This window comes from Mycobacterium sp. GA-1841, assembly GCF_001954135.1.
Lineage (GTDB): Bacteria > Actinomycetota > Actinomycetes > Mycobacteriales > Mycobacteriaceae > Mycobacterium.
Map to the genome: position 1 here is coordinate 22,483 of NZ_MBEQ01000017.1, position 22,803 is coordinate 45,285.

At 67.7% G+C, this 22,803-nt stretch carries 23 protein-coding genes; 7 read left to right on the top strand and 16 right to left on the bottom strand.

From position 1 onward, the window contains the following. Positions 1–20: 20 nt before the first annotated feature. The 5 genes from A5740_RS04480 to A5740_RS04500 all read right to left on the bottom strand — a co-directional run bounded on the left by A5740_RS04480 (position 21) and on the right by A5740_RS04500 (position 5,567). A complete protein-coding gene (locus A5740_RS04480; protein WP_076191834.1) occupies positions 21–1,964 on the bottom strand; it encodes a penicillin-binding protein 2 in 1,944 nt (647 codons plus the stop codon). Then, positions 1,961–3,124, bottom strand: a complete 1,164-nt coding sequence (locus A5740_RS04485; protein ID WP_076191836.1) for a hypothetical protein — start codon at positions 3,122–3,124, stop codon at positions 1,961–1,963. Before A5740_RS04485 ends, A5740_RS04480 begins: the two co-directional genes overlap by 4 nt. Positions 3,125–3,135: 11 nt before the next feature. Further along, positions 3,136–4,248 carry a 16S rRNA (cytosine(1402)-N(4))-methyltransferase RsmH gene (gene rsmH / locus A5740_RS04490; protein WP_371454721.1) on the bottom strand — a complete coding sequence of 371 codons (1,113 nt, stop codon included), beginning with the start codon at positions 4,246–4,248 and terminating at the stop codon, positions 3,136–3,138. 37 nt (positions 4,249–4,285) lie between these two features. Next, entirely contained in the window at positions 4,286–4,714 is a 429-nt protein-coding gene (mraZ, locus tag A5740_RS04495; RefSeq protein WP_076192214.1) for a division/cell wall cluster transcriptional repressor MraZ, read from the bottom strand. 448 nt (positions 4,715–5,162) lie between these two features. Beyond that, the gene (locus A5740_RS04500) at positions 5,163–5,567 is read right to left on the bottom strand and encodes a DUF3040 domain-containing protein (protein WP_076191839.1); all 405 of its coding nucleotides are present in this window, start codon (positions 5,565–5,567) and stop codon (positions 5,163–5,165) included. Between the two features lie 227 nt (positions 5,568–5,794). On the opposite strand from A5740_RS04500, the gene A5740_RS04505 reads away from it, so the two are divergent. The 4 genes from A5740_RS04505 (at position 5,795) to A5740_RS04520 (ending at position 9,837) form a co-directional block, all read left to right on the top strand. Continuing rightward, positions 5,795–6,391 (top strand): N-acetyltransferase, encoded by a 597-nt coding sequence (locus tag A5740_RS04505; RefSeq protein WP_076191841.1) that lies wholly within the window; start codon positions 5,795–5,797, stop codon positions 6,389–6,391. Positions 6,392–6,402: 11 nt separating this feature from the next. Beyond that, entirely contained in the window at positions 6,403–7,107 is a 705-nt protein-coding gene (locus A5740_RS04510) for a DUF3153 domain-containing protein (protein WP_076191842.1), read from the top strand. A 102-nt stretch (positions 7,108–7,209) separates the two neighbouring features. Next, positions 7,210–8,298 (top strand): bifunctional (2E,6E)-farnesyl/geranyl diphosphate synthase, encoded by a 1,089-nt coding sequence (idsA2, locus tag A5740_RS04515; RefSeq protein WP_139334931.1) that lies wholly within the window; start codon positions 7,210–7,212, stop codon positions 8,296–8,298. Positions 8,299–8,316: 18 nt separating this feature from the next. Further along, entirely contained in the window at positions 8,317–9,837 is a 1,521-nt protein-coding gene (locus tag A5740_RS04520) for an alpha-(1->6)-mannopyranosyltransferase A (protein WP_076191844.1), read from the top strand. Here A5740_RS04520 and A5740_RS04525 read toward each other — a convergent pair. Beyond that, on the bottom strand, positions 9,826–10,230 hold the full coding sequence (locus A5740_RS04525; protein WP_076191846.1) for an Rv2175c family DNA-binding protein: 405 nt from the start codon (positions 10,228–10,230) through the stop codon (positions 9,826–9,828). The two genes, A5740_RS04520 and A5740_RS04525, sit on opposite strands and share 12 nt — an antisense overlap. A 36-nt stretch (positions 10,231–10,266) precedes the next feature. Here A5740_RS04525 and A5740_RS04530 point away from each other — a divergent pair, with 36 nt between their 5' ends. Next, entirely contained in the window at positions 10,267–11,529 is a 1,263-nt protein-coding gene (locus A5740_RS04530; RefSeq protein WP_076191847.1) for a protein kinase, read from the top strand. Here the strand turns inward: A5740_RS04530 and A5740_RS04535 are convergent. From A5740_RS04535 to A5740_RS04550, 4 genes are read right to left on the bottom strand one after another with little or no spacing between them, the layout of a single operon-like run. Beyond that, a complete protein-coding gene (locus A5740_RS04535) occupies positions 11,526–11,993 on the bottom strand; it encodes a hypothetical protein (protein ID WP_076191849.1) in 468 nt (155 codons plus the stop codon). The genes A5740_RS04530 and A5740_RS04535 overlap by 4 nt on opposite strands. A gap of 29 nt (positions 11,994–12,022) precedes the next feature. Next, positions 12,023–13,420 (bottom strand): class II 3-deoxy-7-phosphoheptulonate synthase, encoded by a 1,398-nt coding sequence (locus tag A5740_RS04540; RefSeq protein WP_076191850.1) that lies wholly within the window; start codon positions 13,418–13,420, stop codon positions 12,023–12,025. Between the two features lie 33 nt (positions 13,421–13,453). Continuing rightward, positions 13,454–13,972 (bottom strand): polyadenylate-specific 3'-exoribonuclease AS, encoded by a 519-nt coding sequence (locus A5740_RS04545; protein ID WP_076191852.1) that lies wholly within the window; start codon positions 13,970–13,972, stop codon positions 13,454–13,456. Further along, positions 13,972–14,835, bottom strand: coding sequence for a hypothetical protein (locus A5740_RS04550; RefSeq protein ID WP_076191853.1), 864 nt, complete (start codon positions 14,833–14,835; stop codon positions 13,972–13,974). The genes A5740_RS04545 and A5740_RS04550 overlap by 1 nt, the downstream gene beginning before the upstream one ends. Before the next feature lie 83 nt (positions 14,836–14,918). On the opposite strand from A5740_RS04550, the gene A5740_RS04555 reads away from it, so the two are divergent. Next, positions 14,919–16,241 carry a glycosyltransferase 87 family protein gene (locus tag A5740_RS04555; RefSeq protein ID WP_076191855.1) on the top strand — a complete coding sequence of 441 codons (1,323 nt, stop codon included), beginning with the start codon at positions 14,919–14,921 and terminating at the stop codon, positions 16,239–16,241. Between the two features lie 3 nt (positions 16,242–16,244). Here A5740_RS04555 and A5740_RS04560 read toward each other — a convergent pair whose 3' ends face one another. From A5740_RS04560 to A5740_RS04580, 5 genes are all read right to left on the bottom strand, one after another. Further along, a complete protein-coding gene (locus A5740_RS04560; RefSeq protein ID WP_076191856.1) occupies positions 16,245–16,973 on the bottom strand; it encodes a 1-acyl-sn-glycerol-3-phosphate acyltransferase in 729 nt (242 codons plus the stop codon). Positions 16,974–17,081: 108 nt separating this feature from the next. After that, positions 17,082–17,495 carry a hypothetical protein gene (locus A5740_RS04565; RefSeq protein ID WP_076192219.1) on the bottom strand — a complete coding sequence of 138 codons (414 nt, stop codon included), beginning with the start codon at positions 17,493–17,495 and terminating at the stop codon, positions 17,082–17,084. Further along, complete coding sequence (locus A5740_RS04570) at positions 17,492–18,781, bottom strand: ArsA family ATPase (protein WP_139334933.1); 1,290 nt, start codon at positions 18,779–18,781, stop codon at positions 17,492–17,494. The genes A5740_RS04565 and A5740_RS04570 overlap by 4 nt, the downstream gene beginning before the upstream one ends. Then, positions 18,778–19,215: an SRPBCC family protein gene (locus A5740_RS04575; protein ID WP_076191858.1), complete on the bottom strand. Its 438-nt coding sequence runs from the start codon at positions 19,213–19,215 to the stop codon at positions 18,778–18,780. The genes A5740_RS04570 and A5740_RS04575 overlap by 4 nt, the downstream gene beginning before the upstream one ends. Before the next feature lie 138 nt (positions 19,216–19,353). Further along, the gene (locus tag A5740_RS04580) at positions 19,354–19,743 is read right to left on the bottom strand and encodes a polyketide cyclase / dehydrase and lipid transport (RefSeq protein ID WP_076191860.1); all 390 of its coding nucleotides are present in this window, start codon (positions 19,741–19,743) and stop codon (positions 19,354–19,356) included. A gap of 94 nt (positions 19,744–19,837) precedes the next feature. On the opposite strand from A5740_RS04580, the gene A5740_RS04585 reads away from it, so the two are divergent. Beyond that, positions 19,838–21,634: a long-chain fatty acid--CoA ligase gene (locus tag A5740_RS04585; protein WP_076191861.1), complete on the top strand. Its 1,797-nt coding sequence runs from the start codon at positions 19,838–19,840 to the stop codon at positions 21,632–21,634. A gap of 23 nt (positions 21,635–21,657) precedes the next feature. On the opposite strand, the gene pimB is transcribed toward A5740_RS04585, so the two are convergent. Then, positions 21,658–22,800, bottom strand: coding sequence for a GDP-mannose-dependent alpha-(1-6)-phosphatidylinositol monomannoside mannosyltransferase (gene pimB / locus A5740_RS04590; protein ID WP_076191863.1), 1,143 nt, complete (start codon positions 22,798–22,800; stop codon positions 21,658–21,660). Positions 22,801–22,803 lie beyond the last annotated feature (3 nt).

The following is a 22,803-nucleotide window of genomic DNA, read 5'->3' on the forward strand; positions in this document are numbered from 1 at the left end:
GATACCCACGACGATGGCGGTCAGGTCGCCTGCAGGGTCAACCGCGGACCGGGATCCGGCGACAGCGGAACGTTGTGCCGTTGCAGCAGCCACGAGGCGATGTTGTGGAACAACGGGGCCGCCGAGGATCCCGGTGAGCCGTCGGCCGCTCGGTGCGGTGCGTCCATCATGATGCCGACGACGTACCGCGGATCGTCTGCCGGCGCCATGCCCGCGAACGTGATCCAGTAGACGTCGTTGTAGTAGCAGCCACATGCCGGATTGATCTGCTGGGCGGTACCGGTCTTGCCGGCGATCTGGTATCCCTCGACCGCGGCCTGGGGGCCGGTGCCCTGCTGCACGCCCATCGGGTCGCGCTGCACGATGGCACGGAACATGTTGCGCACCGTGCGTGCAGTCTCCGCCGACACCACCCGGACGCCCTCCGGCCGCGGCTCGTCGGTGCGACTGCCGTCCGGCGCGATCGTGGACTTGATGATCCGCGGCGGGATCCGCACGCCGTCGTTGGCGATGGTCTGATACATGCCCGCCATCTGCAGCAAGGTCATCGAAAGACCCTGGCCGATCGGCAAGTTCGAGAACGAACTGCCGGACCACTGGTCGATCGGCGGAACCAGACCCGAGCTCTCACCCGGCAGGCCGACACCGGTGCGCTGGCCGAGACCGAACTTGCGCACCATGTCGTAGAACCGCTCCGGGCCGACCCGCTGGGCCAGCATCAGGGTGCCGACGTTGGACGACTTCCCGAACACCCCGGTGGTGGTGTACGGCATGACCCCGTGGTTCCAGGCGTCACTGACGGTGACCCCGCCCATGTCGATCGAACCGGGCACCTGCAGAACCTCGTCCGGATTGGTCAGGCCCAGTTCGATGGCCGTCGCCGCGGTGATGATCTTGTTGACCGAACCGGGCTCGAACGGCGAGGACACCGGAAGGTTGCCCATCTGCCGATTCTCCTGGCGGCCGATGTCCTGGCTCGGGTCGAACGTGTTGTCGTTCGACATCGCCAGCACCTCACCGGTTTTCGCATCGAGAACGACGGCCGAGACATTCTTGGCACCCGAGGCGTCCTTGGCCTGCTGCACCTGCTGCTGGACGTAGTACTGGATGTCGTCGTCGAGGGTCAGCTGCACCGTGGAACCGTTGACCGCATCGTGGCGGTTGCGGTAACTGCCCGGGATCACCACTCCGTCCGAACCACGGTCATAGGTCACCGAACCGTCGGCGCCGGCCAACACCGCGTCGAGCGAATCTTCAAGGCCGAGCAGGCCGTGTCCGTCCCAGTCGATCCCGCCGACGATGTTCGCCGCCAGCGAGCCGCCCGGATACTGCCGCAGATCCTGCCGTTCCGAACCCACTTCGGGGAACTTGTCGGTGATCGCACCGGCGATCGCCGGATCGACCGCCCGGGCCAGGTAGACGAACGTCTCGTTGCTCCGCAACTTCTTGAGCACGGTCTTGGCATCGGGACGGTTGTCCAGTCGCGCGGCCACCTCCTTGGCGATCTCGGAGAGCCGGTGATCCGGATCGGGTGCCTCGCTGGATTTGGCCTTGGCCTCCTCGAGTTGCTTGCGCACCCGCACCGGCTGGAAGGTCAGCGCCTTGGCCTCGATCGTGAAGGCCAGCTTGTCGTCGTTGCGGTCGATGATGCTGCCGCGCATGGCCGGATTCACATCGGTGACCTTGAGCTGCCCGGCCGCCTCGGCGCGCAGACCGGCAGCCCGTGGCACCTGCAGGCTGAACAGCTGGGCGGCCGCGATGATCAACACCGCGAACATGACCACGTTGCCGGCGCGATGCCGGAACACGAAAGACGAGCTACGCAAACCCGTTTCCGGCGCCGCGACCCGGGTACGGCGCAGCCTCGCCTCGTGCCCCTGCCCGGCCGCGGCCGGTTTGGCCGGTTTGGCCGGTTTGCTCCGCTGCGGCTTCGCCGGCTTCTGGCCGTCCTGCCGGCGACTCATGCTGACGGTGCCGGGAGGTTAGCGGCGGCAGCCGGGACGTGTGCGGCCGGCGCCACAGGCGGGCTGAACTGCTCAAGCGGCGTGGCCGGTGCGGGTGCGGCGGCCAGCGCGGGCGCAGCAGGTGCCGGCGCGGGTACGGGTGCCGGCGCGGGTACGGGTGCCGGCGCGGGTGCCGGCGCGGCAGGCGCCGCCAGGACCGGGCCGGGAGCCGTCGGCACCCCGGCGACCGGTACCTGCGCCGGAGCGGGCTCGGGCGCGGGCGCGGGCGCCGCGAGCACGTCTGGAGCCGGCACCGCCGGCGCTTGGGGAACCGGGGCCGGACCGGGCACCGGCGGCAACACACCCGGTGCCGCGTGCGGCAGCTCGGCTTGAGGAACCGGGAGGCCCGGTGCGAGCGGGGTGACCGCGCGCGGCGGACGCACCGTCAGCTCCCGTGGGTCGACCACCCGCGGTGCGGGAGCCACGGGGGGCGGCGGCGGAACCTCCTCGGGCAGCGGCGTGTTCAGCGGAGGCGGCGGCACGCCCTCGGCGGGCTTGGGGGTGCCGACCACCGTCCAGTTGCCCGCGCCGTCCTGGACCAGGTGCGCGGTGTCGCGAGACGGGATCATGCCCAGGTTGCGCGCCGACTCGGCCAACGCCGGGGCCGCCTGCGCCTCCAGGACATCGCGCTCCAAGGCCTCTTTCTGTTGCAACAGACCCTCGTTGACCTGGCGGGCGTGACCCAACTGGTAGGACCGCTCCGCCGATCCGGTCGACAACCACAGTGTGACCGCCAGCCCGATACCCAGCGCTGCGATCACCAGCACCACGAACGGAACCCGAGCGATGAGAACCCGCGGATTGAGTTCGATCGATGCCAACCGAAGCAGGAGCCGTTCCCGCAACCGCACCCGAAGTGGCGGACGGACAACCTTGGGGGCCTTGGCTTTGCGTGCCTTCGCCCGGGCCTTGGCCTGACTGGCGCTCTTGGGCCGCGCCGGGCGGGTTCCCGGCCGTTGTATCGGTCCGGTACCCGGCGCGGTACGCGCGGGGCGCTGTTCGGCCCCGGGCCGACGCTTGCGCGGCGGAGCCTCGCCGCGCCGTCCGCCCGCCCGCGGGGGCTGGCGCACCCCGCGCCGACGGTCCGCCTCGCGCGGCTGTTCGGGTCGCTTCACCTTCATGAGTTGCCCCCTTACCCGACCTTTTCCAGTGCCCGCAGCCGCACCGGAGCGCTACGCGGATTGCGATCTATCTCAGCTTGGCGAGCCCGTTCGGCCCCGCGGGTCAGGGCGACGAACTCTGGTTCGTGCCCGGGCAATTCGATGGGCAGTCCGGGCGGGGTCCGCGATGCGGTCGCCGCAGTGAACGCCTGTTTGACGATGCGGTCCTCCAACGACTGGTAGGCCATCACCACGATGCGTCCGCCGTCGACCAACGCGGCCAACGCGGCAGGCAACGCAGCGCGCAGCGAATCCAGTTCGGCGTTGACCGCGACCCGCAGTGCCTGGAATGTGCGCTTTCCCGGATGGCCGCCGGTACGCCGAGCCGGCGCCGGGATGGCCTCGTACAACAGCTCGACCAACTCACCCGTGGTGGAAAACGGTTGCTGTGCACGCCGTTTGACCACCTTGTCGGCGATCCGGCCGGCAAACCGCTCTTCGCCGAAATCCCGCAGGATCCGGGCGATCGACTTGGCGTCGTAGGTGTTGAGGATGTCCGCGGCGGTCAGCGGCGCATCGGGATCCATCCGCATGTCCAGCGGCGCGTCCGCGGAATAGGAGAAACCGCGTTCGGTCTGGTCGAGCTGCATCGATGACACCCCGAGGTCGAACAGCGCCCCGTCGATCTGGCGGAAGCCGGATTCGGCGACCGCACCGGCGATTCCGTCGTAGCGAGTCCGCACGAGCCGGATCCGGTCGCCGAACGGCGCGAGCCGGCCGCCGGCGATGCCCAGTGCGTTGGGATCACGGTCCAGACCGATCACCTGCAGACCGGGAAAATCGGTGAGAAAGCGTTCCGAATGGCCGCCGGCGCCGAGCGTCGCGTCCACCAGCACGGCGCCGGTCCCGTCGGCATGGTGGCGGGTGAGCGCGGGCGCCAGCAGCTCGACGCAGCGGTCCAGCAGGACCGGGATGTGACCGTGGCCCTGGGAATCGGACTGATCTGGGGAATCTGGCACCGCTGTCACACCTCCGCTCGGAATCGCCCCTGCACCGGGGTCTCTGTCCGAATTCACGGACCTGGCGTTGGGGAAGTACGCCAGGGCCAATTCGGGCAGAGGCCTCGTTGCACGGGCTATGTCCAGGCCGGCCGCCGGATGACCGGCCGTATCAGCGGCACCATCACAGAACGTCGCGAGTGTCATCAGTGGCCGCGGAGAAGTTTTCTTCGTGGGTCTGCTGGTAGGACTCCCACGCGTCGGCATCCCAGATTTCCAGGTAGTCGACCGACCCGATCACCACGCACTCCTTGGACAGATTTGCGTAACGACGATGGTCCGCCGACAAGGTGATCCGCCCCTGGCCGTCCGGACGCTGCTCGTCCGCGGCCGCGGCAAAAACCCGCAACTGCGCACGACGCTCCGGATTCGCCTTGGCCTCTTCGACCGCCTTGCGTGCACGTTCCTCGAACTCGTCTCGCGGGTACACGGCCAGGCTGTGATCTTGGCTCTTCGTGACCATCAACCCTCCTGCCAGTACGTCGCGAAACTTGGCGGGCAGTGTGAGCCGCCCCTTGTCGTCGAGCCTGGGCGTGTAGGTACCCAGAAACATCTGGACACCTCCCGCCACCCGGTTGCGGATCCCGAGTCGCTCGTGAGATCCAGGCCAGGCCTTCTGCCCTGTCAACGGGGCTCCGTTTCCCCGTTGGCCGCCACTTTACCCCACGATCCCCCACTTTGCTCCATTTAGCCGGGCAAGTTTGGGTGCGCTCCCCACCAAAGCTGGCCAGAACCACCCCGTGGGGACGTCCTGACGCCCCACGGAGGCTGACGAAAAACGCAAAACCGCAGGTGAACACCTGCGGAGAAAAGGTGGGGGGTTGTGGGGAGGAATTCCCTGAGAATCTGCGACTCTCCCCCACAGCGCCCCACCGCGAGGCGCGGCGCACCTGCTCCGGCGTGTCGCTGGACACCCAGGCGCAACATGTGAGGACCCCAGGAGAAGCGCATGAAAAAGGGGGCAACCCGTTACGGGCTGCCCCCTGACTCAGTCAGACGGTTCAGTCGTCGAACCGGCGTCGGAACCGGTCTTCCATCCGAGTGGTGAAAGAGCCGCCGCCACGCTGACGACGCTGGCGCGGCGCATTGCCCGAACCCTGGACCGCGCGGTCACGGCCGCCGGTGACCCGTGGACCGGTGATCGCGAAAACCACGCCACCGAACATCACCACGAAACCCACCACCGACAGAACCGGGAACCCACCGATCATCGTGGCCTTCACTGCCACACCGATGACCAGAAGCGCCAGACCCACGATGAACAACAACGCGCCCTGCAGCCTGCGCCGGGCCGAAGGCGCACGAAGGGTCCCGCCACGCACGCTGGACGCGAACTTGGGATCCTCGGCATAGAGCGCGCTCTCGATCTGGTCGAGCATGCGCTGCTCATGATCGGAGAGTGGCATTCGTCCCTCCTTGCCGACGCCGCCGTCGCGTTCAAAATATTCACATGCCCGCAGTCACGGGCACCTAAGCCTAATGATACGAGGTCGATCCGAGCCGTACCACCTTGTTCACCTCGATTGTAGGTCGTTCCCGGATCGCTTGGGCCCCTGGGACCGACCCGCGCACCGCCGGATAATGACGAAGATAATGAGTTCGGTAGATACCGGGCAGGCGAAAGGCGAAAGCATTGGCGACGTATCTCATCGATCTGTCGCCGGACGACATGAAGCGCCGGCTGCCCGAGGCGTTGCGCGTGTACGTCGACGCCATGCGATATCCGCGCGGAACCGAGGAACAGCGCGCCGCCCTCTGGCTCGAACACACCCGCCGGGCGGGCTGGAAATGCGTGGCCGCCGTCGAGGCCGGCCGCGCCGACGGCGATCACCCCGCTGCGGAACTGCTCGACGCTCCCCTCTTGGGCATCGCCTACGGCTACAGCGGAGCACCGGACCAGTGGTGGCAACAACAGGTCGTCTCCGGGCTGCAGCGGGTCGGCGCCAGCCCGGTGCACATCGCCGAACTGATGTCGAGCTACTTCGAACTGACCGAACTCCACATTGAGCCCCGGGCCCAGGGGCAAGGCCTGGGCGAGGCCCTGACCAGGCGTCTGTTGACCGGCCGTGACGAATCGCACGTCCTGCTGTCCACCCCGGAGATCAACGGCGAAGCCAATCGAGCCTGGCGGTTGTACCGTCGCCTCGGCTTCACCGACGTCATCCGGGCCTACCACTTCGCCGGTGACCCGCGCCCGTTTGCCATCCTCGGTCGCCCCCTGCCGCTGTGACATCTGGCACGATGACCTGCGTGCACGTGCGCCCACTCAACCGTCGCCGCCGGACCCGAGTGCTCACGCTGGTGATGTTGCTGCTGATCCTGCCCATGGCCGTGGGCTGCGTCCGCGTCCGCGCCTCGATCACGGTCTCGCCCGACGACCGGGTGTCCGGCCAGATCATCGCCGCGGCCAAACCACGCGACGCCGACGACAAGGGCCCGCAGCTTCTGAACAATCTCCCGTTCGCCACCAAGGTGGCCGTCTCGGAATACAGCCGCGACGACTACGTCGGCTCACAGGCGGTGTTCTCGGACCTCACCTTCGCCGAACTCCCCCAGCTGGCCGGCATGAGCCGAGACGCAGCGGGCGTCGACATCTCCCTGCGCCGCGCGGGTGACCTCGTGATCCTGGAAGGGCGGGTCGACCTCACCTCGCTGTCCGATCCGGAGGCCGACGTCGTGCTGACGGTGTCGTTCCCCGGTGAGGTGACTTCGACGAACGGCTCGCAGGTGAGTTCCTCGATCGTGGAATGGAAGCTGCGGCCGGGCATCGTCAGCACGATGAACGCTCAGGCCCGCTACACCGATCCCAGTGCCCGCTCGTTCACCACCGCGGCCATCTGGCTCATCGTGGGCACCATCCTGGTCGCCGGCGTGATCGGCGGCCTGGCCTGGATGAACCGCGACACCACCCCCAAACCCGGTGACCCCGTCGCCGGCAGCGACTGACCACCGAACACTTGGTACACCCTTGGTACGCCGGGCACCGCACGCTCTACGCTGGGTGCACTCACCGGACACCGTTGCGACAGAAAGGGGCGGGCGCTGAGCGTGCGAACAGCGGCACCGTCAACCGTCGAGCTGGCCGGCGCCGTCACCGATCAACTGCGCGAGTACCTGCGTGACCGCCGGCGGGACTGCGAGCACATCGGGTCCCACTATGCCGAGCTGACCGCTGCGCTCGAAGAGTTCGTGCTGCGCGGCGGCAAGCGCATGCGACCGGCCTTCGCGTACTGGGGCTGGCGCGCGGTGATCGATCCGGCTGACCACCCCGCCGATTCCGGTGTGCTCAGGTTGTTCGCCGCTCTCGAATTGCTGCAGGCCTGCGCCCTCGTGCACGACGACGTGATCGACGATTCGGCCACCCGCCGCGGCCTGCCCACCGTGCACCGGCTGTTCGCCGACCGGCACCGGGAGCGCAACTGGCACGGCTCGTCCAAGCAGTTCGGTATTTCGGCGGCCATCCTCGCCGGCGACCTGGCCCTGGCCTGGGCCGACGACATCGTCGCCGTTGCCGACATCCCGGCCGACGCCCAACTGCGCGTCCAGCAGGTCTGGCGCCACATCCGCACCGAAGTGCTCGGCGGCCAGTACCTCGACATCGTCGCGGAGTCCAGCGGCGCCGAATCGGTGGCCTCGGCGATGAACGTCAACACCTTCAAGACCGCGTCCTACACAGTGGCCCGGCCACTGCAGCTGGGCGCCGCCGCGGCCGCCGATCGGCCCGATGTGCAACAGATCTTCCAGCAGGTCGGCAACGATCTGGGGGTCGCATTCCAGCTTCGCGATGATGTGCTCGGCGTATTCGGCGATCCGGCGGTGACCGGTAAACCTTCCGGAGACGACCTTCGGTCTGGCAAGCGGACCGTGCTGCTGGCCGAAGCACTGGAGCTGGCGGACAAGTCCGACCCGGCGGCCGCAGAGCTGTTGCGCACCTCGGTGGGCACCGAGCTGTCCGACACGCAGGTGGCCGATTTGTGCGGGGCCATCGAATCGGTCGGCGCACTGGCCGCGGTCGAAGACCACATCGAATTCCTCACCCAACGCGCCCTCGACACCCTGGCGGCGGCACCGATCCACCACCAAGCCAAGACGGGCCTGGCCGAGATCGCCCGTTTCGCGGCGAACCGGTCGGCATAGGAGCACGACCCGCACAACATGACCGCCATACCGACCCAGACCCCGAAGAATGGGGTGGGACAACATATCTCACGGCTGGCCGCTTTCGCCGTGTCCGCCGAGGCGCGCCCGGCCCGGCTGGGCTGTCTGGGCGCTGCCGTGCTCACCATCGGTGGACTCGGCGCGGGAAGCACGCGCCTGCACGATCCGCTGCTGGAGTCACTGCACCTGTCCTGGCTGCGATTCGGCCATGGCCTGGTCCTGTCGTCGATCCTGTTGTGGACCGGCGTCGCGGCGATGCTGATCGCCTGGCTGTGGCTGGGCCGGCGCGTGATCGACCGCACCGCCACCGAATACACCATGGTGGCCACCACGGGCTTCTGGCTGGCGCCCTTGTTGCTGAGCGTGCCGCTGTTCAGCCGAGACACGTACTCTTACCTGGCTCAAGGAGCGTTGCTGCGCGACGGCTTCGACCCGTACGTCGTTGGGCCCGTAGAGAATCCGAACTCACTGCTGGACAACGTGAGTCCGATTTGGACGACGACCACCGCGCCGTACGGACCGGCATTCATCCTGGTGGCCAAGTTTGTCACCATTCTCGTGGGCGACGACGTGGTGGCCGGCACCATGCTGCTGCGGCTGTGCATGCTGCCCGGCCTGCTGCTGTTGATCTGGGCCGCACCGCGAGTCGCTCGCCACGTCGGGGCCAACGCGGCTGCCTCGCTGTGGATCTGCGTGCTCAACCCCCTGGTGATCGTGCACCTGATGGGCGGCGTGCACAACGAGATGCTCATGGTCGGCCTGATGATGGCCGCGATCGCCCTGGCCTTCGCCGGGCGGCCGGTGATCGGAGTCAGCCTGATCGCGATCGCCGTCGCGGTGAAAGCCACCGCCGGGCTCGCGTTGCCGTTCCTGGTCTGGGTGTGGATGCGCCGACTGCGCGACAAGCGGGACATGCCCGCCGTGCGCGCGTTCGCCGCCGCCACCGCCGCCTCGGTGCTGATCTTCGTGGCGGTGTTCGCGGTGCTGTCCTGGCTGGCCGGGGTGGGCCTGGGTTGGCTGACGGCCCTGGCCGGCTCGGTCAAGATCATCAACTGGCTGACCGTGCCCACTGCCGCCGCCAACCTGATCAACGCCATCGGCGGCCTGATCTTTCCGGTCAACTTCTACGCCGTGCTCGAGGTCGCCCGCATCATCGGGATCCTGATCATCGTGATCGCCCTGCCACTGTTGTGGTGGCGTTACCGGCACACCGACCGTGACGCGCTCACCGGCATCACGCTGGCCATGGTGGTGGTCGTATTGTTCGTACCGGCGGCCCTGCCCTGGTACTACACCTGGCCGCTGGCCGTGGCGGCTGCCCTGATCCAGACCCGGCCCGCGATCGCGGCCGTGGCCGGCTTCTCCACCTGGATCATGGTGATGTGGAAACCCGATGGGGCACACGGCATGTACTCGTGGGCGCACGTCCTGCTGACCACGGCCTGCGCGGCGGTGGCGTGGTACTCGCTCTACCGCGCGCCTGAACCGGCGCCGGAAGACGAGCCCTCAGTACGCTAGCGCCTGAGCGCGGCGCAGCACCTCGCGTGCCTGATGGGAATGCAGTGCGTCGACCGGACGGGCATTGGAGATCCGCTCGGTACTTCCGTCGGCGGTGATCGTCAGCGACTCGTCCGGGGTGAACAACCAGCGCACGATCTCGGTGTCACCGTAGCCGCCGTCGCGCAACACGATCAGCAGACCGGGCAGCGGCTTGACCACGCGGCCGGCGTCGTCGAAAAAGATCTTCGGCACCACCAGGACACGGTTGCGGCGCACGGCGATCAGGTGCCCGTCGCGCAACTGCTGGTGCACCTTGGTGACCGGGATGCCGAGCAAACCGGACACGGTGGGTAGGTCGTAGACGGCCTCGTCGGGATCCAATACGTCATCGGCGGCCGGAATGCTGCTCACCGCACTGATTCTAAGGCCCCGGCGCAAACTCGTAACATGTGTCCGGTGGAGCAGCAATCGGATCCACTCGTCGGCCACACGCTGGACGGGCGCTATCGCGTGGACATGCCCATCGCCACCGGCGGCATGTCCACGGTCTATCGCGGTCTCGATGTCCGCCTGGACCGTCCGGTGGCCCTGAAAGTGATGGATTCCCGCTACAGCGGTGACAGTCACTTCCTGGCCCGGTTCAGCCGCGAGGCCAAAGTGGTGGCCAGGTTGAAGGACCCCGGGTTGGTGGCCGTGTACGACCAGGGCGGCGGCGATCCGGGGGGCCAGCCGCCCTTTCTGGTGATGGAGCTGATCGACGGCGGCACCCTGCGCGAGCTGTTGGCCGAACGCGGCCCCATGCCACCACATGCCGTCGCCGCCGTGCTGGACCCGGTGCTCGGCGGACTCGCCGTGGCCCACCGGGCCGGGCTGGTACACCGCGACATCAAGCCCGAGAATGTGCTGATCTCCGACGACGGCGAGGTCAAGATCGCCGACTTCGGTCTGGTGCGCGCCGTCGCCGAAGCCAAGATCACCTCTACCAGCGTGATCCTGGGCACCGCGGCCTACCTGTCTCCCGAGCAGGTCAGCACCGGCGACGCCGACCCCCGCAGCGACGTCTACGCGGTCGGCATCCTCACCTATGAACTCCTCACCGGCGTCACGCCGTTCACCGGAGATTCCGCACTCACGGTGGCCTACCAACGCATGGACCACGACGTGCCCCCGCCCAGCGCGGTAATCGCAGGGGTGCCACCGCAATTCGACGAGTTGGTGCGGCGGGCCACCGCCCGCCAGGCGGAGCGGCGCTTCGCCGACGCCGACGCAATGCGGGCCGAACTGCACCAAATCGTCGATGCTCTGGGGCTGCCCGCGTTCCGGGTGCCGGCTCCCCGGCAATCGGCCCAGCATCTGGCCGCCACCCGAGTCCACGACCTCGAAGAATCCGACGACCGCCGCGTCGAGGCGACCACCGCCGTCACAGCGGCGCCCCCGATGCCACCGGCAGCCAGCCCCGCGCCGCGCCAACCCACCCGAGAGATCACCCGCGACCGGCATGACTGGGCACCGATCCCGGCCGAGCCCGACGACGACGAATACGACTACCGCGCAGGGCAATTCGCGGGCATTGAGATCAGCGAGTTCTACTGGGCCCGCCAACGCGCCAGACGGATGCTGGCGTTCTGGGTGATCGCCGTACTCACGCTCACCGGTCTGGTCGCTGCCGCAGCGTGGACCCTGGGCAGCAACATCGCGGTGCTCGTCTAACGCTGCTGGGCGGGGCAGGCTTCAACCGGTACCCGCATCGAGATGTCGCCGAACTGGTCGAATTTGAACGTCACGTCCACCGACATCGCAGGCCGGATGTCGTCATGCAGACCTTCGACCGCCGCAGTGATCTCTGTGGACGATTTCGGCGCTATTTCCACCCCGTCGGCTGACCGCATGCGCACCGCATCGGCGGCATCCGTGGCGATCGAAAGCAACCGCTCCGACCCCGCGGGCCTGCTGTTGGTGGCGGTGAACCGCAACTCGGCGTTATCGCCGACCTGGGTGGCGCAATCGTCCGGAGCATGCTCCGGCACGATGTAGGCGTTGTCCACCGAGGTCTGCAGCGTTTCGGTGTCCTCGCCGCGGTTGTTCGGTTTGAAGTCGTCGCTGCGCTCGGCACAGCCTGCTGTCAGCACCGCCAGGGAGATCCCCAGCGACACCGATACCATCGCGATACCCATGACGACCGGGTACCCGCGATCATCACGGTCTAGCCGCGCAGCATCTCGGCGACCAGGAACGCCAACTCCAGGCTCTGCTGGGTGTTGAGCCGCGGATCGCACGCCGTCTCGTAGCGGCCGGCCAGATCCGAATCCGAGATATCCTGCGCGCCACCGAGACATTCGGTGACGTTCTCGCCGGTGATCTCGACGTGAATGCCACCGGGATGGGTGCCCAGCGCATGGTGTACCTCGAAGAAGCCCTGCACCTCGTCGACGATGCGGTCGAAGTGCCGGGTCTTGTAGCCGGTCGACGACTCGTGGGTGTTGCCGTGCATCGGGTCGCACTGCCAGACCACCTGATGCCCGGTGGCCTGGACCTTCTCGATGATCGGCGGCAGTAGATCGCGGACCTTGTTGTTGCCCATCCGGGTCACCAGCGTCAACCGGCCCGGCTCGTTGTTCGGATCGAGCCGCTCGACGTATTCGACGGCCAATTCCGGGGTCGTCGTCGGCCCCAGCTTGATCCCGATCGGGTTGGCGATCACCTCGGCCAACGCCACATGGGCCCCGTCGAGCTGACGCGTCCGCTCGCCGATCCACAAGTAGTGCGCGGACTGGTCGTATAGCTTGCGCTCCCCGTCCGGGTTCTCGGCCGGGTCGGACAGCCGCAGCATCGCGCGCTCGTAGTCGATCACCAGGGCCTCGTGACTGGCGAAGATCTCGGCGGTCTCCAGATTGCGGTCGGCCACACCGCAGGCGGACATGAATTTCAGGCCACGGTCGATCTCACCGGCGAGCGCCTCGTAGCGGGCCCCGGCCGGCGACGTCCGGACGAACTCGCGGTTCCAGTTGTGCACCAGGTCCAGCGAGGCCAGCCCCGATGACGTCAGCGCGCGGACCAGGTTCATCGCGGCACTGGCATTGGCGTAAGCCCGCACCAGACGTGACGGGTCGTGCTGGCGCACCGCGGCGTCCGGGGCGAAGCCGTTGATCATGTCACCGCGGTAGGACTTGAGCCCCAGCGCATCCAGGTCCGCCGACCGCGGCTTGGCGTACTGGCCGGCGATGCGAGCCACCTTGACCACCGGCATGCTGGCGCCGTAGGTCAGCACCACGGCCATCTGCAACAGCGTGCGGATGTTGGCCCGGATGTGCGGTTCGGTGTTGTCGACGAAGGTTTCGGCGCAGTCACCGCCCTGGAGCAGGAACGCCTTGCCCTGCGCCACATCGGACAGCAGGCCCTTGAGCTTTTCGATCTCCGACGGCACGGTGACCGGCGGCACGCTCTCCAACACTGTGCGCATCGCCTTGGCTGCCTCGGCATCCCAGCTGGGCTGCTGAACAGCCGGCTTGGACAGCGCCGCATCGAGCCGGAGACGTTGCTCGTCGGTCAGCGGAGGCAGTGGCGGCAGCTGGTCGATGGGAATGTCGACGGTCCAGTTCACCCGTACATGGTAACCGCCGGTGAAGGCGGGTTTTCAGGACTGTGCTATGCCGGGCCGACGGGCCTGGGTCAGCTCCACGCCCGTCATCAGCTGAAAACGGTGCAGATTGTGCCGCGCGTCGACCAGCGCATCGTGCGCATCCGTGGGCCGCGCCGGCATCCGCGGCGATCCACGCTCCTCCCAGAACTGGCGCAATTCCCGGGTGAACCGCGGCATCGCCGGAGGCAGATCCGTCATCGGACCCCACAGCTGGCACAACACCACGTGGTCGTAGGCGCCCACCCAGGCCCACAGCTCGATCGGTTCGTCGCCGTCGATGTCGAAGAAATCCTCCAGCTCCGACCGAATCTGCCGCCTCGACCGCCACAGCTGCGAGGACGGGGACGGCAGTTTCGGCAGGACGTGCTTGCGCACCCAGCGGCCCGCCCGGTCCGGGTTGAACTCCGTCGAGATCGCGTAGTACTCCCGGCCGTCCTCGGCAGCCACCCCGATCGAAATCAACTCGATGGTGCGGCCGTCGTCGATGAACTCGGTGTCGTAGAAGTACCGCATCAGAATTCCCGTCCCGCCGTGGCAACCGGCGCGGGCGCGGCATGGATCTCGCGATCGAGCTGTGCGTCGACGGTGGCATCGTCGGGGAACTTCGGCATGCCGGTGATCGCGTCCTGCAACCACAATTTCGCCTGCACGACGGGCCGACGCAGCCAGCGCTCTCGTTCCAGCGCGCGGTGCATCTTGCGAGGACGGCCGGTGTAGCGCCAGCGCGCCCACGGCGCATGCGGCCGCGACAGCCGGATGGCGCCGACGAACAACAACGGGGTGATGAACATACCCACCAATCCAGTCCACACCTTGCCTTTGAGCAGGACCACCACCGCCAAGAGCAATGTCAGCACCGCGACCACAACCACCAGCGCGCGCATGGCCAGCGACTGGTCCGCGCGCCAGATACCGATATCAAAGAATGACAGCGGGTTGAATCCGAGGATCAACAACCCCGTCACCGCCACCGCCGCGAACACCGCGTCCACCGAGGTGCGACCGTCTTCAGCCCAGTACACGTCCGACAGATGCAGGATCAGGGCGAACTCGTCGAGCACCAGGGCCGCGCCGATACCGAAGAACACCGCCGCCACGGAGAACTCGGTGACGCCGCCGTTGACCGCCAGCGTCACCATCGTCACGCCCGAGACCATCACCAGCACCACACCGATGACCATGTGATGGATGTGCAACGAGCCGTGCCCCATGTTGCGCGGTTGCCACCACCTGGGCGGACGTTCGTTGTCGGCGTTGCGGCGGATGTAACGGACCACGAGGCGGGTGACGAAGAAGGTCAGGATGAACGCCACCAGGCAGCACAGCAGCGGCAGGCGATCGTGGGTGAGGAATTCGAGGTGGACGGTCGCGTGCACGCACAGAGAACTTACGCCGCCCGGCGCGCGTCGCGAGCGGGGATGCGCTCACTCGCAGTGGCCCCCGATAGTCTGTTGAGGACATGAGTAAGCGGGAGTCGCCCGGCCGGGTTGGTTTGGCACGTTGGGCACCGACGATCGGGTGGCGGCTTTTTCAGTTGCTCACAGTGGCCGGGCTGATCTGGGCCGGCTGGCGACTTCTGGGCCACGTCCCGTATCGCATCGACATCGACGTCTACCGGATGGGCGGACGGGCGTGGCTGAATGACCAGCCGCTCTACGCCGACGGCGCCATCTTCCACACCCAGGGCGGGCTCGATCTGCCGTTCACGTATCCCCCGCTCGCGGCGATCCTGTTCGCCCCCTTCGCCTGGCTGTCGCTGCCGGCGGCGAGCGTGGCGATCACCGCAACCACCTTGGCGCTGCTGATCGTCTCGGTGGTGATCGTGCTGACCCGCCTCGACGTCTGGCCGAACACCACGCTCACCACCGAGCCGGCGTGGCTGCGCCGGTGCTGGCTGGCCGTCGCCCTGGTGGCTCCCGCGGTCATCTGGCTGGAACCGATCCGCTCGAACTTCGAGTTCGGCCAGATCAACGTGGTGCTGATGACGCTGGTGATCGCCGACTGCGTGCCCCGACGTACGCCGTGGCCCCGCGGGCTGCTGCTGGGCCTGGCGATCGCACTCAAACTGACCCCAGCGGTGTTCCTGCTCTACTTCCTGTTGCGGCGCGATCTGCACACCCTGTTGCGCACCGCCGCCGCCGCGGTGGTGGCCACGTTGGCCGGATTTGTCCTGGCCTGGACGGATTCGATCGAGTACTGGACCGAGACGGTGCGTAACACCGACCGGATCGGTACCGCCACGCTCAACACCAACCAGAACATCGCCGGAACCCTGGCCCGCCTCGGTCTGGCCGAGGGACCACGGTTCGTGTTGTGGGTGTTCGCCTGTTTCGCGGTGCTGGCGCTGACGGTGTGGGCGGTGCGGCGTGCCCTGCGTTCCGGCGCCGAGGAGGCGCCTGTGGTCGCGTTGATCTGCGTGGCGCTGTTCGGCCTTGTGGTGTCGCCGGTGTCGTGGTCACACCACTGGGTGTGGTCGCTGCCCACCCTGCTGGTCACCGGTGTCCTCGCTTACCGGATGCGCCGCGTTCTGCCGGCCTCGCTCTATCTCGCGGTGGTGACGCTGGCCGGTTTCGCCCTGATGGTGTGGACGCCGATCTCGCTGCTGACTCCGCACGAAGAGACGTCGGCATCGGCGCTGCGCCAGCTGGCCGGCGACTCCTACCTCTGGTGGGCTCTCGCGGTCATCGTCGTCATCGGCGTGGTGTCCGCATCCGAGGCGCGCAAGACCACCGCCGTGGCGGCGGCGCCGCTGGTCCAGCTCAGCGGTGGTGAATCGGCCTGACGGCTAACCCGCCGCGGCGTGCGGCAGCCGCGCCGCCGGCTTGTCCGACTCGGACTGCTGAGCGTTCTCCTTGACCGCAGCCGCGTAGATGTCGACGTACTCCTGACCGGACAGGTCCATCAGGTCGTACATCACCTCGTCGATCACGGCGCGCTCGATGAAGCGGTTACCGGCCAGGCCGTCGAACCGGCTGAAGTCCATGGGCTTGCCGAACCGGACCTCGACCCGGCCGAACCGCAGCCCCTTCGATCCGGGCGGGTTGACGACATCGGTGCCGACCATCGCCACCGGGATCACCGGCACCCCGGTCTCCAGGGCCAACCTGGCCAGCCCGGTCTTGCCCTTGTACAGGCGACCGTCCGGTGAGCGGGTGCCCTCGGGATACATGCCGAGCAGCTTGCCCTCGCCCAGGATGCGCGTGGCGGTGGTCAGCGCTGCCTGCGCCGAGTCGGCGTCGGTGCGGTCGATCGGCACCTGTCCGACGACGGTGTAGAACCAGGCCAGGAACCGGCCCTTGATCCCGGTGCCGGTGAAGTACTCCTGTTTGGCCAGGAACGTGATGCGCCGGCTGACCACCAGCGGCAGATAGAAGCTGTCCATCACCGCCAGGTGATTACTGGCCAGAATCGCCGGCCCGTCTGCCGGAACATGTTCCAGCCCAGTGATTTTGGGCCGGCCGAGCACGGCCAGCAAGGGGCCCAACAGGATGTACTTGAACAGCCAATACCACATGGACCCTCCACCTTTGGCGCACCGCGCAATGCTCTGCGACAACTGTACCCAGGCCATGTTGTGGCTACCACAGCAAGCCCTGGATGCCCGCTGCGTCTCAGCTGAGCGTCAATCCTCGACCGTGACCGGGATGTGCTGGTAGCGGCCCGGACCTGGCGGCGGCGGAAAATCGTCGGACGGCGGCACATCGGGTCCACCGTCGGGCCCCGGGCTACCTCCGCTGCCGTCGGTATCCCCACCGTCGTGACGATCAGCCCGTCCGTCATCGAGGACGGCGCGGATCACCGCCAGCAGCGCGACGCTGTGCTCGGCGATCACACTCAACAGCGGATGCTGCTCACCGTTGACCACCGCGGCCAGGGCACACACCGGGCACCACACCTGCTGGCACTTGCCGGGGCCGTTCTCCGACGACGCCGCGAAATTCGCCGCAGCCAGCCGCACCGCCGGATCCAGCCGGTCGAGGATCTCCTGTGCCAATTGCCGCAGCTCCGAACCCAGCTCGGGATGAGACCCCGTCATGCCGGCCACACCTCCGGGTTCGGACGAAAACGCACCGTCAGCTCGCCACCGCGCAACTGCGCATCTGTCACGATGCACCGACGCAGCACCGACGCCAACCGCACCCGACGCCGCATACCTGCCGCGCCGATGATCAAGTCGTCGTCGACACGGCCCAACGTGAGTCCGGCCGAATCGATCTGGGGCAACTCTAGCCGCAATCGGTACACGGCTTCGAGGCCAGACCCCGACTCGCGGTCGACGACGGGCCGCAGCGGCCCCGGCGGTGGTGCCCCGTCGCGCCGTCGGGCACCGTCGATCAGCTCCCCCAACGCCTTGGGGCCGATCGGCTCCCCCGGCACATGCGGCACCAGCACCAGCTGCACGTCCCCGATCGTGGTGTCCAGGGTGTCGAGCACGCTCTGCTGCTCAGAGATCCGCTCGGTGTACCAGTCGAACGCAGGATGCGCCGGGAGGTTCTGATACTCGAACGAATCATCCTGCACCAGAACCTGATTGACGATGATCTCGGCGACCTCTACCCCCATCAGCGCCAACGATCCCAGCGTCCGCGACGCTTCGGCGGCCACTACCCGCTCGGGGGTGAGCACCAGGTGGGCACTCACCCGGGAGCCGTCGGTGAGCAACGTGCCGAGTCGGCGGATCCCGCCATCCACCCGTTCGATCAGGGCCACGATCGCCGCGGTGGCCGCGTCTGTGCCCTGAATGCTCCTCGCGTGTCCAGAAGAACCCGACAACCGGCGGTGTCGCGGCCAGGCCCGTTCCAGATACAGGCCGAAGGTCTCGGGCAACGTCAGCATCCGCAACGCATCGGCGGTCGAGGCGCAGTCCACCACCACGTGATCCCACCGCCCGGAGTCGGCAAGCTCACCCACCTCATGCAGCCCGAGCACTTCCTGGATGCCAGGCAGGGCCGAAAGTTCTTCGGGGGCAACATCTCCCAAATCCGATTCGGGAAACCGCGCGGCCAGCGGACCTGCCGCCTCAACCCAGCGCGCCCCCAACAGGGCCAGCGTGTCCAGGGCCAGGGCATCCAGACAACCACCGCCGGGATCCAGGTCGCTGAGCACGCGGGTGGGATGGCGTTGTCCCGTGGGCGCGAGCGTGATCCCGAGGACATCGCCGGTGGAATGCGCCTGGTCGGTGGAAACGATCAGGACCCGCTGGCCCGAGCTGGCATCACGAACCGCGGTGGCCGTCGCCAACGTCGATTTGCCCACCCCGCCTTTGCCGACGAACAGGCTGATCCTCGCGGGGGAAGGCGCGTTCCCGTCCGGCGAAGTCACTCAGCCTCTGCTCGTTTCTTGAGGTCTTTGAGCGCGGTGTCGGTGAGCCGTCGCTCAGCCTTGCGTTTGAGCAACCCGATCATCGGGATCATCAGATCGACCGATAGCTCATAGGTCACCTCGGTCCCGGAACCCTTGGGCGCCAAGCGATACGCGCCTTCCAGCGAGCGCAACAACGAACTGGACACCAGCGACCAGGTCACCGAGGTGCGATCGGCCGGCCACACATAGGCCAGCACCATGGTGTCCTTGAGCACCGCGGCGTCGAGTACCAGCCTGGCCGTCTTGGGATAACCCTGCTCGTCGGCCTCGAGGACCTCGGCTTCCTTGTACTCGTTGACCCACTGCGGATATGAGCCGATATCGGCGATGACATCCATCACCGCCGCCGGGTCAGCATCGATGTAGATGGTCTGTGTCGTCTTGTCGGCCACCGCATAGCCCTTCTCCCCGGTTGCGGGGCTCCCCGTCTCCCCCGCCCCGCGGGGGTGCCTGGCTCTCGGGAAAGAAATCTACCCTCCCGCAGACAAACGCCGGAGGGACCGGGTCAGACCCGATCAAACCGCCGGGCCTCAGGCCAGTCGGGACACCCCGACCGGGCGAGTCGACTCCAGGCGCTGCTTGATCTCGAACGACATGGCCTTGCCCGCGACGCGGCGCCGGTGGTTCATGTTGGCCAGGTCCATGTCGGCCAACTGTTTGGCCGTGACGCCGGACGGTTCGGCATGCAGGAAGTAGTGCAGCACCACACCGTCCATCACCTGCTCGAGCCAGACCTCCATCGTGCCGGTCAACGCACCGGTCACAGTCCAGCGCTGGCCCTTGTCGGCGCGGTCCTCGACGACCTTGAGCACCAGGTCGGGCCACCACCGGCGCCAAGCGGCAGGATCGGCAACCGCGGCGCCTACGGCGACCGGATCGGCGCAGACGAACGTCTCGTCGGCGATCTGAATGCTGTTCATCGCGGACAAGCTTCACATATGCGTGGTCGTCCGACCACCGCGGCCGACTAGGCTGACGCGCAAAGCCGGTATACAAAGCCTGGAGGGCAACATCGTGCGTGAGTTCAGCGTGCCCGCGTCATTCACCGTCGGCGAGCACGACAACATCGTCAACTCGGTATCCGCCCACGCGGCGGACAGTCCCGACCACGTCATCTTCCGACGCCTGGTCAACGACTCCTGGACCGATGTGACCTGCGCCGAAGCGGCCGAGACGATCCGGGCGGTGGCCCGCGGCCTGATTGCCGAGGGCATCCAGGCCGGTGACCGGGTGGCGATCCTGTCGGCCACCCGCTACGAGTGGCCGATCATCGACTTCGCGATCCTGTCGGTCGGCGCGGTGACCGTGCCGATCTACGAGACCTCCTCGGCCGAGCAGGTGCGCTTCGTCCTGGAGAACTCCGCGGCGAAGATGGTTTTCGCCGAGTCCGACGCGCACGCGACCACCGTGGAACAGCTCCGTGGCCAGCTGCCCGAGCTGGGCAAGGTACTGCGGATCGACGGCACCGGCACCCCCGCCCTGGAGGCGATGGCCGCGGCCGGCGCCTCGGTCGAGGCCACCGAGGTCGACACCCGCCTGGCCGGGATCCGTTCGGCCGACCCGGCCACCCTGATCTACACCTCCGGGACCACCGGCCAGCCCAAGGGCTGTCAGCTGACGCACTCGAACCTGCTGTACGAGATCCGAGGCGCCAAGGCCTGCTTCCCGACCCAGTTGGCCAAGGGTGAACGGATGCTCGTGTTCCTGCCGCTGGCACACGTGCTGGCCCGGGCCATCACGATCGCCGCCTTCACCAACCAGGTCACGCTGGGATTCACCAGCGACATCAAGAACCTGGTCCCCACCTTCGCGGTGTTCAAGCCGACCCTGGTGGTCTCGGTGCCCCGCGTGTTCGAGAAGGTCTACAACACCGCCGAGCAGAATGCCCGCAACGACGGCAAGGGCAAGATCTTCGCGATCGCAGCCGACACCGCGATCGAGTGGAGCAAGGCTCAGGACGCCAACGGTCCCGGGCTGCTGCTGCGGGCCAAGCACGCCGTGTTCGACAAGCTGGTCTACGGCAAGCTGCGGGCGGCCCTCGGCGGCGAATGCCGCGCGGCGATCTCCGGCGGCGCGCCGCTGGGCGCGCGGTTGGGCCACTTCTATCGCGGTGTGGGACTGAGCATCTACGAGGGTTATGGGCTGACCGAGACCAGCGCGGCCATCACCGTGAACCGGGTCGACGAGCTCAAGGTCGGCTCGGTCGGCAAGTTGATGCCCGGCAACAGCATGCGCATCGCCGAGGACGGCGAGCTGCTGGTCAAGGGTGGCGTGGTGTTCAACGGCTACTGGGGCAACGAGACCGAGACCAACGCCGTGTTCACCGACGGCTGGTTCCACACCGGCGACCTGGGCGCCATCGATGACGACGGCTTCCTGACCATCGTCGGACGCAAGAAGGAAATCATCGTCACCGCGGGCGGCAAGAACGTCGCACCCGCGCTACTGGAAGACCGGCTGCGGGCCCACCCGCTGATCAGCCAGGCCATGGCCGTCGGCGACCAGCAGCCGTTCATCGCCGCACTCATCACCATCGACCCGGAAGCGTTTCCGGGCTGGAAGCAGCGCAACGGCAAGGACGCCGGAGCGTCGGTCGGCGACCTGGCCGAGGACCCGGACCTGGTGGCCGAGATCGATCTCGCCGTCAAGGACGCCAATCAGGCGGTGTCCCATGCCGAGTCGATCCGCAAGTTTCGGATTCTGCCGGTCGACTTCACCGAGGACACCGGCGAGTTGACCCCGACGTTGAAGGTCAAGCGCAAGGTGGTGGCCGAGAAGTTCGCCTCCGACATCGCTGCGCTGTACGGCTGAACAGCCGGATTGAGCGCCGCCGTTCAGCCCGACAGGAGCCCGGTCAGCCGGGCGCCCTGAGACCGCCACTGCCAGTTGTCCACCGCCCAATGCCGCCCGGCCGCGCCCATCGCGGCGGCTCGGGCCGGATCGTTGAGCAGGTCACCCACGGCGGTGATCACCGCCTTGACGTCGGTGCCGTCCACCACCGTGCCGGTGTGGCCGTCCAGCACGGTTTCCGGTGCGCCGCCGGAGGTTCCGGCGATCACCGGCACCCCGCAGGCCGAGGCCTCCAGGTAGACGATGCCCAGGCCCTCGACGTCCAGACCGGCGCCCCGGGTGCGGCACGGCATGGCGAACACGTCGGCCATCGCATGGTGAGCGGGCAGTTCGGCGCCGGGCACTGCGCCGGTGAAGATGACGTCGGCGGCCACGTCATGCGTGTGTGCCAGGTGCTGCAGGCGCTCCAGATACGGTCCACCGCCGACGATCACCAACGCCGCCTCGGGGACGCGCCGACGGATGGCGGGCCAGGCCCGAATGAGCATGTCCTGACCTTTGCGCGGCACCAGGCGCGACAGGCACACCACCACCGGACGTTGCCCGAGGCCGTACCGGGCCCGCAGCTCGGCCCGGGCCACCGGATCAGGTGTAAACCGGTCCGTGTCGACGCCCGGGGGTAGATGTTCGAGCGCGGCGCGGGGGCCGAAGGCCGATGCGAACCTGCCCCGGGTGTAGCGGCTGACGAACGTCACGACGTCGGCGTCGTCCCCGATCCTGCGCAGTGCACCCCGCGCGATCGGCAGCATCGACCAGCCCACCTCGTGACCGTGGGTGCTCGCCACCACGCGCGTGGCTCCGGCGCGCCGCGCCAACGGGCCCAGCAGCGCCAACGGCGCAGCCGCCCCGAACCACACCGTCTCGATGTCGTTCTCGGCGATCAGTTTGTGCATGCGGGCCGCCACAGTGGGCTCGGGCACCATCAGTGAGGTCGGATGCCGCACCACCCGATAACCGGCTGCGGCCGCCCCGTCGTCATAGTCGCGGGCGCCCTTCCATTTCGGCGCATACACCGTGAGCTCATGCGAGCCGTCGCGCATCAGCTCCCCGACGAAAGCCTCCAGATACGACTGGATGCCGCCACGGCGCGGTGGAAAGTCGTTGGTGACCAACAAAACCCGCGTCATGGC